Origin of the sequence: Massilia litorea (assembly GCF_015101885.1) — a bacterium.
Lineage (GTDB): Bacteria > Pseudomonadota > Gammaproteobacteria > Burkholderiales > Burkholderiaceae_D > Telluria > Telluria litorea.
This window is the reverse complement of the sequence record NZ_CP062941.1, coordinates 1,897,986-1,911,031: the sequence shown is the minus strand read 5'-3', so window position 1 is coordinate 1,911,031 and position 13,046 is coordinate 1,897,986. Positions and strand designations below refer to the sequence as shown.

Here is a 13,046-nt window from a genome sequence, read left to right as displayed (position 1 = left end):
ATACTGAAGTGTCGCTACCGGCTGGGAGGCATGATGAGAACCTGGATTTTGTCGCTGCTCGTGTTGCTGTCCGGCTGCGCCCACGTGGGCCAGCCCCCTGTCTCCACCAGCCGCATCGCCGCCCTCCTCGACGACGCCGCCTTTCCGCCGCCAGCGGCACGGGTCGATGCGGACGGCCTGTTCGCACTCAGCCCCGCGATGCGGCATCACCTCAACAGCACAGCCTTCCGCACGCTCCTGCGCGAGAACGGTCAGGCATCAGGCCTGTTGCGCGCCCTTTACGACCGCCACGAACTCGCGCTCGACTACGATTCCACCTACACCGGTACGGCCGCCGAGACCTATGCCGCGCGCAAGGGTAACTGCCTGTCGCTGGTGATCATGACTGCCGCCTTCGCGCGCGAACTGGGCATGAGCGTGCGCTTCCAGGAGGTGCAGGTCGAGGAAACCTGGAGCCGCGACCGTGCGCTCTACCTCGTCAGTTCGCACGTGAACCTGGTGCTCGGCGCAGGCGGACCGCGCGGCGATTACGACACCTCGGCCATATTGACCGTCGATTTCGTGCCGCTGCCGCCCCAGGCCAGCGAGCGCGTGCGCTTTCTCGACGAAGCCGATATCGTCGCGCGCTACATGAACAACCGCGCGGCGGAAGAACTGGCGCAGGGGCGCTACACCGACGCCTACTGGTGGGCGCGCGGCGCCCTCCTGAAAAAACCGGCCTTGACGGCCGCGCTCAACACCCTGGGCGTCGTCTACGAGCGCAGCGGACGCTCGCTGCTGGCCGAACAGGTCTACCGCGCCGCCCTCGACCAGGAACCCGACAGCCTGGTCGTGATGCAGAACCTGGCCCCGGTACTGGCCGCCAACGGCAAAGGCACCGAGTCCGCGGCGCTGGCACAGCGGCTGGCGCGCCTCTATCCGGCGCCGCCTTATCACTACTTCGACCAGGGGATGCGCGCCTATACGGCGGGGAGGTTCGCAGAAGCACGCGCACTGTTCGCCCGCGAAGTGGCGCGCGCGCCCTACAACGACGAGTTCCATTTCTGGCTCGGCATCGCAAACATGCAGCTGGGAGAGTTGGGAACGGCGGAGAAGCAGCTGGCGCTGGCGCGCGATACGAGCGTGCGTGGCGAAACGCGCGAGCGCTATTCGGCGAAGCTGGCGCACCTGCGCGGCATCGGAGCCGGAACGCGCCGCAATTGAGGCGGTGGAGAACTGGAGGGAGTAAGGACGGCTCGCCAGCAGCAGGAGCCGTCCTGGGGGCGCGATTACATGGCCGCGCCGCTGCGATGATGGCGGATCCCGATGGGCGCGTTGCGCGCATCGAGGTCCAGCCACCAACGACTTAACGGCGCCCGCTCAGCGGCGGCGCTGGAAGCCGCCCGTACGTGGTGCCGGGGCGCCGCGCGTTTCGATGTGACGGAACACGATGCGGCCCTTGTTCAGGTCATAAGGCGACAATTCCAGCGTCACTTTGTCGCCCGCCAGGATGCGGATGTGGTTTTTCTTCATCCGGCCCGAGGTGTAGGCGATCAGCTTGTGGCCGTTGTCGAGATCGACGCGGAAGCGCAGTTCCGGCAGCACTTCGGTCACGAGGCCATTCATTTCGATGAGTTCTTCTTTTGCCATGGTGTTTTCCTTTAAAGATGGGTGTTTCAAGCTGGCGCAAGATGACGGCGCCGCGACGATGCTGCTCGATGCCAGTGCCTGAAGCTTGACTGGATCGGAATAAGAGGTGAATGGGCCGCTATCTGGCGGACAGTTGACGGCGGCGGCTTCGATCCGGGACTGCAGCCGGACGCCGACCTGCGCGGGAAGAAAAAAAAGCCCGCTTGCTGCGGGCTTCGTTTCAATGGTTTGCCAATGCTTGTATCGCTGCTCCAGCCGATGCTATCTGCAAGGTGCGGAGCCCTGGACGCCCGCGCTATCTGCGTGGTGCCTCCATCGGTGTAAGTCGACCAACGTATCTTGAATCACAATCCCGCTCGGCTGGTCGCTGGCGACATTACACATATCGCGTTGCGGGCTGCTGCGGGATGTCTTCCAGGCCTTGAGGCCTCGACGACTGGAACCAGTGTAACACGGATCGGCAAACGACGTATGGACGAGCGGTTTATTCACCGCTCGCCTGCAACAGTTCAGCCGATACCGCGGACGCCACGCAGGGAACCTCGGTCAGGTCGCGGTAGACGAGAAGCCTGCGCCGCTCGGCTGCCGCGACCATCCGGTCCACACCCGCCGACGGGCCGCCGATACGCAGGACCGCGTCGCAATGCGCGAGCAGACGTTCGCAATGCGCATGGAAGATGGCGTCGTACACGCTGTCGCCAATGGCCTGCGATCCAGCCGCATGGACGATGGGCAGCGCCAGCCATTCGCCCAGCACGGGCACGTGTCCACGCTCGTACAGCGGTAAGGCGCATGCCTCCATCGCAGCCACATTCGCCGCCAGGCGCGCCGGATCGTCGCCGGTCCCGGAACGGTAAGGACCGGCAATCAGGATCATCATGCTGCGCGGTGCGAGCAGGTTCAAATGCAGGTACTGCAGCAGCATGATGGTCTTGCCGTCCATGATTTCGCCGCGTGCAACCATCGCCAGGGCTTCGTCGGCATCGAGCTCGAGCACCTCGATGTCCTCGCCTTCCGCTTCCAGGCCACCGCCCTCGCCCACTTGCGAGCGGGCGTCGTATTCGCCGACGAAGAAGTGGAGCCTTTCCGTGACCGATCCGGGACTCATGAAGACGTCGAATACCTTGTCCAGGTGCCCGATGCGGCGGCCGGTTTCCTCTTCCAGTTCGGCGCGGATGCGCTGTTCCGGGCTGGCCTTGTCGAGCAGGCCAGCGGCCGCCTCGATCAGGAAGCCGTCATGTCCATTGACATAGGCGGGAAAACGGAACTGGCGCGTCAGCAGCACCGTGCGCCGCGCGCGGTTGTACAGCAGCGCGGTGGCGCCATTGCCGCGGTCGTAGGTCTCGCGGGTCAGCGTCTGCCAGCGGCCGTCGCGCCGGCAATAGTCGAAGGTGGTCTTTTTCAGCACATGCCACGGCGCGCCAGCACATTGCCGTCGACGACAAGAGCGCCATCGGCCGCGTCGCCGCGCAACTGATCCAGCCGGGACAGGTCGTCTTCATCGACGGCGGCACCACCTCAGCGCAACTGGTGCGGCACCTGCCTTGGGACTTGCAAGCGACCGTGATCACGCACAGCCCTTCGGTCGCCGTCGAGCTGAGCACGCATCCGGGCGTCGAGGTGATCATGCTGGGCGGGCGCCTGTTCAAGCATTCGGTGGTGGGCGTCGGTTCGGCGACCGTGGAGGCGATCCGGCAAGTGCGCGCCGACGTGTATTTTATGGGGGTGTGCAGCGTGCACCCGGAGGCCGGCCTGTCGACCGGCGACTTCGAAGAAGCCTGCGTGAAGCGCGCCCTCAGTGCGGCGGCCGCGGAGACGATCGTACTGGCCTCCCCCGAAAAGCTGGCGACGGCTTCCCCTTACCAGGTCATCCCGCTGGACGAGCTCTCGGGACTGGTGACGATGGCAAGCGTGTCGGAAGAGATCCTCGCACCCTACCGCAAGCGTGGGATTTCAATTCACCTGGCGTAAGCGGGCGGGAAGGTCACAGCAGGGAGCCCTGGGCCGGGGCAGGGAGATCGGGCGCGTCGCTTGCGACCAGCTGGCGCCAGATTTGGAGCTTCTGTTCGAAGCTCAGCGCCATGTGGGCCGGTGAACTGGACGGCAGCACGACGGTCCGGTAGCCGGCCTGTTCGAACTGGCCCGCGAATTTTCCTGACGCCTGGCCGTTGAAGCCGACCGTTTTCAATTCCGGGCAAAGCGCGTGCAGGCGCTCGAAATCGTTGGCGGCCGGTTTGCGGATGGCGGAATCGAGGCTGCCTTCGCGCTCGCAGGCACCCAATACGTCCCACAGGCCGATGCCGTGCGCCAGCAGGCGCGGCAGGCGCTGTTCGTAAGGCAGCGCCGCGAGGTCTTCGTCGACCAATGCGGAGACCAGGCGCCAGAACTGGTTGCGCGGATGCGCGTAGTACTGGGCGGCGGCAAGCGACCGCGCGCCCGGAAAACTGCCGAGGATGAGAATGCGGATGCCCGGGGCGAGTACCGGCGCCAGGCCGGTCAGCAAGGTGGATTCAATCGGTGCCGAAGTCGTCATGCGCCGATTGTAGCCTCGCCCGCTCGGCGGGGCCGCACATAAAAAAACGGCGAACCCGCCAGGGGTTCGCCGCAAGGGGCACACGAAAAAAAACAGGGATCGAATCAGCGCGCGGCGAGCGGCGTCGTTTGCGGCGCCGGGGCATCCCAGCCGCCGCCCAGCGCCCGGATCAGGGCAACCGTCGTCAGCACCTGGTTCCCGCGTAGCTGGACCGCGCTGCGCTCGACGGAGGCCAGGTTACGCTGGGCGTCGAGCAGGTCGAGGTAGCTCGAGCGGCCGGCATCGTAGAGCTTGCGCGCCAGTTCGGCCGAACGGCGTGCCGAGCGCACGGCGTCGTCGACCTCCACACCCTGCTCGGCCAGGATGCGCACGCCGGCCAGGTTGTCCTCGACCTCGGCAAAGGCGACCAGCACGCTTTGCCGGTACGCCGCGACCGACTCTTCCAGCGCCGCCTCGCTGCGCGTCACGTTGGCCTTGTTGCGGCCGCCGTCGATGATCGGCAGCGACAGCAGCGCGCCCAGCACCCAGGAGCGGCTGCTCCAATTGAACACCTCGGCCATCGTGCCGCCGACGCCGCCGCCCGCGGCATGGATGTTCAGCGCCGGGAACATCGCGGCGCGCGCCACGCCGATGCGGGCATTCGCCGCTTCCATCGTGCGCTGGGCGGCGGCGATGTCGGGCCGGCGCTCGAGCAGGGTCGAGGGCAGTCCGGCGGGAATCGCCGGCAGCGCGACGCCCTCCGGCAGCGGACTGGTACTCGCTGTGAAGCGCGCGGCCGGACGGCCCAGCAGCACGGCGAGGGCGTGTTCGGCATTCGTGCGCTGGCGCTGCAGGCCGATCGCCTCGGCCCGCGTGGCCGACAGTTCGGTCTTGGCGCGGGTCAGGTCGAATTCGCCGATATCTCCCAGGTCGAAACGGCGCTGGTTGACGCGCACGCTTTCCTCGCGCAGGCGCACCGCGTCGTCGACGGTCGCCAGTTCGGCGTCGAGGGTGCGCAGGCGGAACCACTGTTGCGCCACGTCCGCCTGCAGAGACAGCAGCACCGAGCGGTAACTGGCCTCGCTGGCGCCGGCATCCTGGCGCGCCGCTTCCACGCTGGAACTCACACGGCCGAACAGGTCGACTTCGTAGCTGGCACTCAGGCTGGCGCTGTAGCTGGTGTGCGGCGCAAGCGCACTGCCCTGCGGCAGGCCCGATTCCAATGCCGATGGCCGGGCGCGCTGGGCACCGACACCCAGGCCGACCTGCGGCATGCGCTCCGCTTGCGCAATTCCGGCAATCGCCCTTGCCTGTTTCACGCGCGCCGCAGCCACGGCGAGGCTGGCGTTGTTCTTGCTCGCCTCGTCGACCAGTTCCGTCAGTCCCGGATCCTGGAAGGCGAGCCACCATTCGCCGCGCGGCTGCTGCTCGGCCGGGCGCGCCGGCGCCCAGCGGCTGCCGTCGGCAGCGGTGAGAACAGGGGCCGCTTCCTTGAACGCCAGCGGCGTATCGAGCGCGGGCTGCCTGAAGACAGGCGCGGCGCAGGCGGTCAGCAGCAGTGCTGCCAATAGCGGGGCTATGAAGCGGGGTGCAATACCGCGTGCAATCATCGATTTCATTGTGCGACTCCTTCCACGGCCGCCAGCGCAGGCGCGGCGGCGGGCTTCTCGAAACGTTTGGCGAAGGTGCGCAGCAGGACGTAGAACAGCGGCGTCAGGAACAGGCCGAAAAAGGTCACGCCCAGCATGCCGGCAAAGACGGCGACGCCCATCGCATGGCGCATCTCGGCGCCGGCGCCGCTACTGAACACGAGCGGCACCACACCCATGATGAAGGCGATCGAGGTCATCAGGATCGGACGCAGGCGCAGGCGGCTCGCTTCCAGTGCGGCGTCGATCACGCTGCGGCCATGGTGTTCCAGCTCCCTGGCGAATTCCACGATCAGGATCGCGTTCTTCGAGGCCAGTCCCACCAGCACGAACAGCGCGATCTGGGTGAACACGTTGTTGTCGCCGCCGGTCAATTTGACGCCGACCAGGGCGCACAAGATCGACATCGGCACGATCAGGATCACGGCCAGCGGCAGCGTCCAGCTTTCGTACTGGGCGGCCAGCACCAGGAACACCAGCAGCACGCACAGCGGGAAGACGAAGACCATGGTATTCCCCGACAGGATGTCCTGGTAGGTGAGATCCGTCCATTCATACGCGATCCCTTTCGGCAGCGTCTCTTTCGCGATCTGCTCGAAGATGGCTTGCGCCTGGCCCGAGGAGACGCCGGCCGCCGGGCCGCCGTTCATGTCGGCCGTCACATAGGCGTTATAGCGCTGCACGCGGTCCGGGCCATAGCTGTCCTTCACCTGCATCAGCGAGGACAGCGGGATCATCTCGCCCTTCACGCTGCGTACCTTCAGTTGCGCGATCTGTTCCGGCTGCGAGCGGAACTGGGCGTCCGCCTGCACCCGCACCTGGTAAGTCCGGCCGAACTGGTTGAAATCGTTCACGTAGAGCGAACCGAGGTTCACCTGCAAGGTCTGGTAGATGGTCTGCAGCGGCACCCCGAGCTGCTTGGCTTTTACCCGGTCGATGTCGGCGAACAGCTGCGGCACGTTGATCTGGTAGCTCGAGAACACGCCCTGCAAACGGGGATCGGCCCAGGCCTTGGCCTGCATTGCCTGCGCCGCCTTGTACAGCGCGTCGTAGCCGAGGTTGCCGCGGTCTTCCAGCATCATTTTGAAACCGCCGGTGGTCCCCAGGCCGCTGACGGGCGGCGGCGGCAGCACCATGACGAAGGCGTCTTCCACGGCGCCCATGCGCTTGTTGATTTCGGCGGCGATGGCTTCGGCGGACTGCTCCTTGCCATGGCGCTCGCTGAACGGTTTCAAGGTCGTGAACACGATGCCGGCGTTCGGCGCATTGGTGAAACCGTTGATCGACAGGCCAGGGAAGGCCACCGAGGAATCGACGCCCGGGATTTCCTTGGCGATGGCCGACATGCGGCGGATCACGGCGTCGGTACGGTCGAGCGAGGCGGCGTCCGGCAGCTGGGCGAAACCGATCAGATAGGCCTTGTCCTGCTGCGGCACGAAGCCCGGCGGCACCGCCTTGAACATGAACAGCGCCGCCACACCCAGCACCGCATACACGGCCAGCGACATCGTCTTGCGGCGCAGGACCGTCTGCACGCCGCCTTCGTAACGGTGCGAGGCACGGCCGAAGAAGCGGTTAAAGGCGGCAAAGAAGCGGCCGAAGACCGTGTCGATGCCACGCGTCAGGCGGTCCTTCGGCGCGTCGTGGGCTTTCAAGAGCGCGGCGGACAGGGCCGGGGCCAGCGTCAGCGAAGCAAAGGCCGAAATGACGGTCGAAATCGCGATCGTCAGGGCGAACTGGCGGTAGAACTGGCCGGTCAGGCCGGAGACGAAAGCGATCGGCACGAACACGGCGCACAGCACCAGCGCGATGGCGATGATCGGGCCGGACACTTCCCGCATCGCCTGGATCGTGGCGTCATGCGGGTTCAGGCCGTTGGTGATGTTGCGCTCGACGTTTTCCACCACGACGATCGCGTCGTCGACCACGATGCCGATCGCCAGCACCAGCCCGAACAGGGACAAGGTGTTGATCGAAAAGCCGAACATCAGCATCACGGCAAAGGTGCCGACCACCGACACCGGCACGGCCAGCAGCGGGATGATGGACGCGCGCCAGCTTTGCAGGAACACGATCACGACGATCGCCACCAGCACGATCGCTTCGACCAGGGTGTGGATGACCGAGTCGATCGACTCGCTCACGAATTGGGTCGGGTCGTACACAATGCTGTATTCGACACCTTCCGGAAACTCTTTCGACAGTTCGGCCATGGTGGCGCGCACGTCTTTCGACAGCTGCAGCGCATTCGCATTTGGCGCCTCGAAAATCGGGATGGCCACCGCCGACTTGTTGTTCAGGAGCGAGCGCAGGGCATAGGAATTCGAACCCATTTCCAGGCGCGCCACGTCTTTCAGCAAGGTCGTCGAGCCGTCTTCTCCGGTCTTGACGATGATGCTGCCGAATTCCTCGACCGTCTGCAGACGGCCTTGCGTATTCACGGTCAGCTGGAACTCGGCGTCCTTCGCCGGTCCCTGGCCGATCACGCCGGCCGCGACCTGCACGTTCTGTTCGCGGATCGCGTCGACGATGTCGCCGGCGACCAGGCCGCGCGCAGCCACCTTTTGCGGGTCGAGCCAGACACGCATCGCGTAGTCGCCGGAGCCGAACAGCTGCACCTCTCCCATGCCCTCGATGCGCGCCAGGCGGTCCTTGATGTTCAGGGTCGCGTAGTTGCGCAGATACAGGTCGTCATAGCGGCCGTCCGGGGAATTCAGGTGCACCACCATCGTCAGGTTCGGCGAGCTTTTCACCGTCGTGACGCCGATCTGGCGCACCTCTTCCGGCAGGCGCGGCAGCGCGCGCTGGACGCGGTTCTGCACTTGCGTCTCGGCCTGCTCGACGTTGGTACCGATGGCGAAGGTCACCGTCAGCATCAGCGCGCCGTCCGAGGTATTTTGCGAGGACATGTAGAGCATGTTCTCGACGCCGTTGATCTGCTCTTCCAGCGGCGCGGCCACGGTTTCGGCGATCACCTTCGGGTTGGCGCCCGGGTACTGGGCGCGCACCACGATCGAGGGCGGGACCACGTCCGGGTATTCCGAAACCGGCAATTGGAAAATTGCGATCAGGCCCGACACGAAGACGAGCACCGACAGCACGACGGCAAAAATCGGTTTGTCGACAAAGAAGCGTGAGAAGTTCATGGCTTATTCCTTCACGTTCGCAGCAGCCAAAGCCACTGGCGCTGCGCTGTCCATCGGGACGATCTGCGGCGCCACCGGTGCGCCGGGACGCACGCGCTGGAGACCGTTGACGACGATTTTTTCGCCCGGTTTCACGCCGCTGCGCACCACGCGCAGGCCGTCGACCACCGGGCCCAGGATCACCGGACGGTATTCGGCCTTGCCGTCGGCGCCGACCACGAACACGAACTTGCGGCTCTGGTCCGTGCCCACTGCCCGCTCGTTGATGACGACCGCCTTGCGGCTGTCTGCTGCCCCCAGCTGGACGCGGGCGAACAGGCCGGGCACCAGCGCCCCATCCTTGTTGTCGAAGGCGGCGCGCATGCGCACGCTGCCGGTACGGGTATCGAGCTGGTTGTCGACGAATTCGAGTTTTCCTTCATGCGGGAAGCCCTCTTCGTTGGCGAGACCGACGCGCACCGCCACCGGCGCGCCGTCCCGCGCCTTGGCGCCGACGCGCAGATAGGTGTCCTCGTCGCCGTCGAAGCTGGCGTAGATGCGCTCGAGCGAGACGACCGAGGTCAGCACCGCGGTGGCGTCGACCAGGTTGCCGATCGTGATCTCGGCTTTCGAGACGCGGCCGTCGATCGGCGACACGATGCGGGTATAGGCGAGATTCAGGCGCGCCGCTTCGTACTGGGCCTGGGCGGCGCCGGCATTGGCTTCGAGTTCCTTCTGGCTGGCGGCGGCTTCGTCGAACTCGCGGCGGGCGATGGCTTTATCGGCCATCAGGCTCTCGGCGCGCGCCAGTTCACGTTTGGCGAGATCGGCCTTGGCACGGGCCGATGCGGCGGCGGCCTGGGCACGCGTGGCTTCGGCCTGGTAGGGACGCGGGTCGACCACGAACAGCACGTCGCCCTTTTTCACCTCGCTGCCCGGCTTGAAGTTGACAGCGGTGATGAAACCGCTGACGCGCGGACGGATCTCGACCCGTTCGATCGCTTCCAGGCGGCCGGAGAATTCCTGGGTCTCGGCGATCGGCTTTTCCAGCACGATGGCGGCCGAGACCGGCGGCGCGCCTGGCGCCGCCGGCGCGGCAGTCTTGCCGGTCGCGTTGTCGCAGCCGGCGAGCGAGAGCCCGATCAGGCCGACCGCTGCCAATGAAGCGATCAGCGGCTTGGCCGCGCTTGAAAGTTGTGTCAGGTTTCTCATGTTGACCCCTTTTTCTTGTGAGAATGTTAAAAAGATGGCGACACCCGTCCCGCCCATGACGAATCACAGGAAAAAACGGGCCCCGCCGCGCCGGGTGGCGCGGTTGTCCAGTTCAGTGAATGTGGAAAATCAGGAAAGGTGCTGACTCAGGCTGGAGGAGCCCCCTGCTCCTCGAGACTTGCGATGAAGTCGGCAATTTCGACCAGCGCCGATTGTTCGCAGGCGCATTCGTTACGGTCGTCCGCCATTTGCGGGGCGGGCAGCATGCGGCGCACCGTGGTCGGCACGCCGAAGCTGGCAAGTTTTGCGCCGTAAGCTTCGGCCTCGTCGCGCAATGGGTCGTCGTCGGCCGAGAGGATCAAGGCCGGCGGCAAATTCTTGAGGCGGCTCGATTGCAGCGGAGACGCGTACGGGTGGGTACGGTCGGCCGCGTTCGGCAGATAGCCGCGGTAGGCGGCGGCGCAACTGTCGGCCAGCCTGGCTTTGTCGGCACACTGCGGCATTTCGCGCATCGAGCAGGTCGACAGGCCCGGGTCGAGCATCGGCATCAGCAGGATCTGGCCGGCCAGTTTCGGTGCGCCGCGGTCGCGCGACATCAGGGCGCAGACGGCGGCGAGATTGGCGCCGGCCTCGATGCCGGCCACCAGCAGATGCTTGCCGTTCCAGCCAAGCTTGGTCTTGTTCTTTTTGGCCCACAGCAGCACGGCGTGGGCATCCTCGACCGCGGCCGGGAAGGGGCGCACGGTGGCCAGCGTGTAGTTCGATGCGAGCACGACCGGGGTATGGCTGACGCCGGCCAGGTGGCGCAGGAAGCCGTCGGCATCATCGAGGTCGCCGGCAACGAAGCCGCCGCCGTGGAAGAAGACGACCAGGGTATCGCGCCTGGTCTTGGCGGGGCCGGCGGCGTACAGGCGCGCCTTCAAAGAGCCTTGTTCTCCGCTTACTTCCAGTTCGCGCACCCGGACCTCGTCCGCGATGGCGTTCGCCACATCGAGACGGTCGTTCATGGCGTCACCTCCGGCGAAACGGCGGCCAGGGTCGGGTTCTCGTTGCAGAGGGAATGCGACATCACGGTCGACAATGCATGCATGCCACGCGCTTCGGCACCGGCCGCCTGCGCATAAGCGCCGCTGCCGACGACACTCGCCATCGCCACGGTGCTGATCGCCAGTGCGACCGTTGCCACGATGCTGTCCCGCGTTCCCCGAATGTTCCGAATGTTCATTCTGCTGCTCCGATTTGCCACGTCATTGATGCTCCAGTACGGACACTATAGACATCATCTACAATCTGATAAAGATGGCATTTGCGAATCCATTGTTCGGATTTCCCGAACAATAAGCTTAAGAACGGATTAAAGAGGCGGTATATGAACAAGCTGCAGGCGATGGAAGTGTTCGTCCAGGTGGTCGATACCGGCAGTTTTACGCGCGCCGCGCAGGTGCTCGACCTGCCGAAGGCGAGCGTCTCGACCTTGGTGCAGGCCCTCGAAGCCTCGCTCTCGGCCAAGCTGCTGCACCGGACGACGCGCATGGTCACCGTCACCTCGGACGGCGCCGCATACTATGAACGCTGCGTGCGCATCCTGTCGGACGTGCGCGAAGCCGAGGAGTCGCTGTCGCGCATGCGTATCAACCCGAGCGGCCGGTTGCGCGTGGACACGCCGACCGGACTGTCGAGCGAGATTCTGGTGCCTGCGCTCCCCTCGTTTTTCGAGCGCTACCCCGACATCACACTGGAGCTGGGCAGCACCGACCGGCCGATCGACCTGGTCGAGGAAGGCGTCGACTGCGCCGTGCGCGGCGGGCCCCTGTTGGACACGAGCCTGATTGCGCGGCGGGTCGGCATCATCAACTTCGTCACCGCCGCCTCCCCCGCCTACCTGGCGCGCTACGGCATGCCGCAGCATCCGAACGATCTCGTCCGCCACCGCTGCGTCAACTATTTTTCGGCCAAGACGGGTAAAGTCTACGACTGGGATTTCAACCGCGACGGCGAGCGGATCGAGGTGCCGATGCCGGGCGTGATCGCCCTGAACGATTCGAACACCTATGTGCAGGCGGGCCTGGCGGGCCTGGGCATCGTGCAGATGACCGATTACCTCCTGATGCGCCACGTCGAGGAAGGACGCATGGTGCAGGTGTTGCCGGACTGGGTCAGCGATGCGCTGCCGGTGCACATCGTCTACCCCCAGAACCGCCACATGTCGGCCAAGGTGCGCGTGTTCGTGGAATGGGTGTCCGAGGTGTTCGCGAATCACCCGCAGATGCGCCTCGGCGCGCAGCCGGCAGTCGCGCCGGCGGCCAGCCTTACCGCCTGATTTCGCGGCCGTAACGGGTGTAGAATCTTCGCATAACAATTCGGCCGGAGACGCCCATGGACCAGACCGCACAGTCGCACAACACGCGCAACATCGACGCCCTGCTCGCCCAGTACAGCGAGAGCCATCGCAATCCGACCAACGAACTGATTCACTTCGTCTGCGTGCCGGTGATCGTCTTCTCTCTGCTCGGCATCCTGTGGGCGCTGCACCCGGTCGTCGCCCTGGCCGCCGTGGCCGGCGCGATGTGGTATTACCTGCAGCTGTCGAAGCCGTTCGCGGTCGGCATGCTGGCGATGTCTATCCTGATGCTGGCGATCCTGGCCGCGATGCCGCCGATGACGGTACTGCCGCTGTCGATCGCCGTCTTCGTCGTCGCCTGGATCGGCCAGTTCATCGGCCACAAGATCGAGGGCAAGAAACCGTCGTTTCTCGAGGACCTGCGCTTCCTGCTGGTCGGGCCGCTGTTCGTGCTGGGCTTCCTGTACCGGCGCCTGAATCTCGCCTATTGAATCTGGCCTACTGAGTCGGTTCGCCGCAACGACGTGTGCGGCGCGGCCCGCCTTCCAGTAGTAAGCTTTCGAAAACGCAGTGCGTTT

At 65.5% G+C, this 13,046-nt stretch carries 11 protein-coding genes and 1 pseudogene; 4 read left to right on the top strand and 8 right to left on the bottom strand.

Annotated elements, in window-relative coordinates; genetic code table 11:
- Positions 1 to 30 precede the first annotated feature (30 nt).
- The gene (locus tag LPB04_RS08505; RefSeq protein ID WP_193688261.1) at positions 31 to 1,203 is read left to right on the top strand and encodes a tetratricopeptide repeat protein; all 1,173 of its coding nucleotides are present in this window, start codon (positions 31 to 33) and stop codon (positions 1,201 to 1,203) included.
- A 156-nt stretch (positions 1,204 to 1,359) separates the two neighbouring features.
- Here the strand turns inward: LPB04_RS08505 and infA are convergent, their stop codons facing one another.
- The gene (infA, locus tag LPB04_RS08500; protein ID WP_193688260.1) at positions 1,360 to 1,629 is read right to left on the bottom strand and encodes a translation initiation factor IF-1; all 270 of its coding nucleotides are present in this window, start codon (positions 1,627 to 1,629) and stop codon (positions 1,360 to 1,362) included.
- An 898-nt stretch (positions 1,630 to 2,527) separates the two neighbouring features.
- Positions 2,528 to 3,102: pseudogene (locus LPB04_RS24025) on the bottom strand (NUDIX domain-containing protein); the annotation flags it as partial.
- Between LPB04_RS24025 and LPB04_RS08490 the strand changes: the two are divergent.
- A complete protein-coding gene (locus LPB04_RS08490) occupies positions 3,058 to 3,600 on the top strand; it encodes a DeoR/GlpR family DNA-binding transcription regulator (RefSeq protein ID WP_193688908.1) in 543 nt (180 codons plus the stop codon). The pseudogene LPB04_RS24025 and the gene LPB04_RS08490 overlap by 45 nt on opposite strands.
- A gap of 13 nt (positions 3,601 to 3,613) precedes the next feature.
- Here LPB04_RS08490 and LPB04_RS08485 read toward each other — a convergent pair whose 3' ends face one another.
- The 6 genes from LPB04_RS08485 to LPB04_RS08460 form a co-directional block, all read right to left on the bottom strand.
- Entirely contained in the window at positions 3,614 to 4,162 is a 549-nt protein-coding gene (locus tag LPB04_RS08485; RefSeq protein WP_193688258.1) for a DNA-deoxyinosine glycosylase, read from the bottom strand.
- A 104-nt stretch (positions 4,163 to 4,266) separates the two neighbouring features.
- Positions 4,267 to 5,760: an efflux transporter outer membrane subunit gene (locus LPB04_RS08480; RefSeq protein WP_193688257.1), complete on the bottom strand. Its 1,494-nt coding sequence runs from the start codon at positions 5,758 to 5,760 to the stop codon at positions 4,267 to 4,269.
- Positions 5,757 to 8,936 carry an efflux RND transporter permease subunit gene (locus tag LPB04_RS08475; RefSeq protein WP_193688256.1) on the bottom strand — a complete coding sequence of 1,060 codons (3,180 nt, stop codon included), beginning with the start codon at positions 8,934 to 8,936 and terminating at the stop codon, positions 5,757 to 5,759. Before LPB04_RS08475 ends, LPB04_RS08480 begins: the two co-directional genes overlap by 4 nt.
- A 3-nt stretch (positions 8,937 to 8,939) precedes the next feature.
- Positions 8,940 to 10,127: an efflux RND transporter periplasmic adaptor subunit gene (locus LPB04_RS08470; RefSeq protein ID WP_193688255.1), complete on the bottom strand. Its 1,188-nt coding sequence runs from the start codon at positions 10,125 to 10,127 to the stop codon at positions 8,940 to 8,942.
- A 146-nt stretch (positions 10,128 to 10,273) separates the two neighbouring features.
- On the bottom strand, positions 10,274 to 11,134 hold the full coding sequence (locus tag LPB04_RS08465) for an alpha/beta hydrolase (protein WP_193688254.1): 861 nt from the start codon (positions 11,132 to 11,134) through the stop codon (positions 10,274 to 10,276).
- Positions 11,131 to 11,313: a hypothetical protein gene (locus LPB04_RS08460; protein WP_193688253.1), complete on the bottom strand. Its 183-nt coding sequence runs from the start codon at positions 11,311 to 11,313 to the stop codon at positions 11,131 to 11,133. Before LPB04_RS08460 ends, LPB04_RS08465 begins: the two co-directional genes overlap by 4 nt.
- Before the next feature lie 183 nt (positions 11,314 to 11,496).
- Here LPB04_RS08460 and LPB04_RS08455 point away from each other — a divergent pair, with 183 nt between their 5' ends.
- Both LPB04_RS08455 and LPB04_RS08450 read left to right on the top strand, forming a co-directional pair.
- Positions 11,497 to 12,447: a LysR family transcriptional regulator gene (locus tag LPB04_RS08455; protein ID WP_193688252.1), complete on the top strand. Its 951-nt coding sequence runs from the start codon at positions 11,497 to 11,499 to the stop codon at positions 12,445 to 12,447.
- A gap of 56 nt (positions 12,448 to 12,503) precedes the next feature.
- Complete coding sequence (locus LPB04_RS08450; RefSeq protein WP_193688251.1) at positions 12,504 to 12,959, top strand: Mpo1 family 2-hydroxy fatty acid dioxygenase; 456 nt, start codon at positions 12,504 to 12,506, stop codon at positions 12,957 to 12,959.
- Positions 12,960 to 13,046: the final 87 nt, after the last annotated feature.

Coding starts and splice junctions, on each gene's coding strand:
- LPB04_RS08465 (WP_193688254.1), bottom strand. CDS start 11,134: ATGAACGACCGTCTCGATGTGGCGAACGCCATCGCGGACGAGGTCCGG.
- LPB04_RS08480 (WP_193688257.1), bottom strand. CDS start 5,760: ATGAAATCGATGATTGCACGCGGTATTGCACCCCGCTTCATAGCCCCG.
- LPB04_RS08470 (WP_193688255.1), bottom strand. CDS start 10,127: ATGAGAAACCTGACACAACTTTCAAGCGCGGCCAAGCCGCTGATCGCT.
- LPB04_RS08485 (WP_193688258.1), bottom strand. CDS start 4,162: ATGACGACTTCGGCACCGATTGAATCCACCTTGCTGACCGGCCTGGCG.
- LPB04_RS08455 (WP_193688252.1), top strand. CDS start 11,497: ATGAACAAGCTGCAGGCGATGGAAGTGTTCGTCCAGGTGGTCGATACC.
- infA (WP_193688260.1), bottom strand. CDS start 1,629: ATGGCAAAAGAAGAACTCATCGAAATGAATGGCCTCGTGACCGAAGTG.
- LPB04_RS08450 (WP_193688251.1), top strand. CDS start 12,504: ATGGACCAGACCGCACAGTCGCACAACACGCGCAACATCGACGCCCTG.
- LPB04_RS08505 (WP_193688261.1), top strand. CDS start 31: ATGATGAGAACCTGGATTTTGTCGCTGCTCGTGTTGCTGTCCGGCTGC.
- LPB04_RS08475 (WP_193688256.1), bottom strand. CDS start 8,936: ATGAACTTCTCACGCTTCTTTGTCGACAAACCGATTTTTGCCGTCGTG.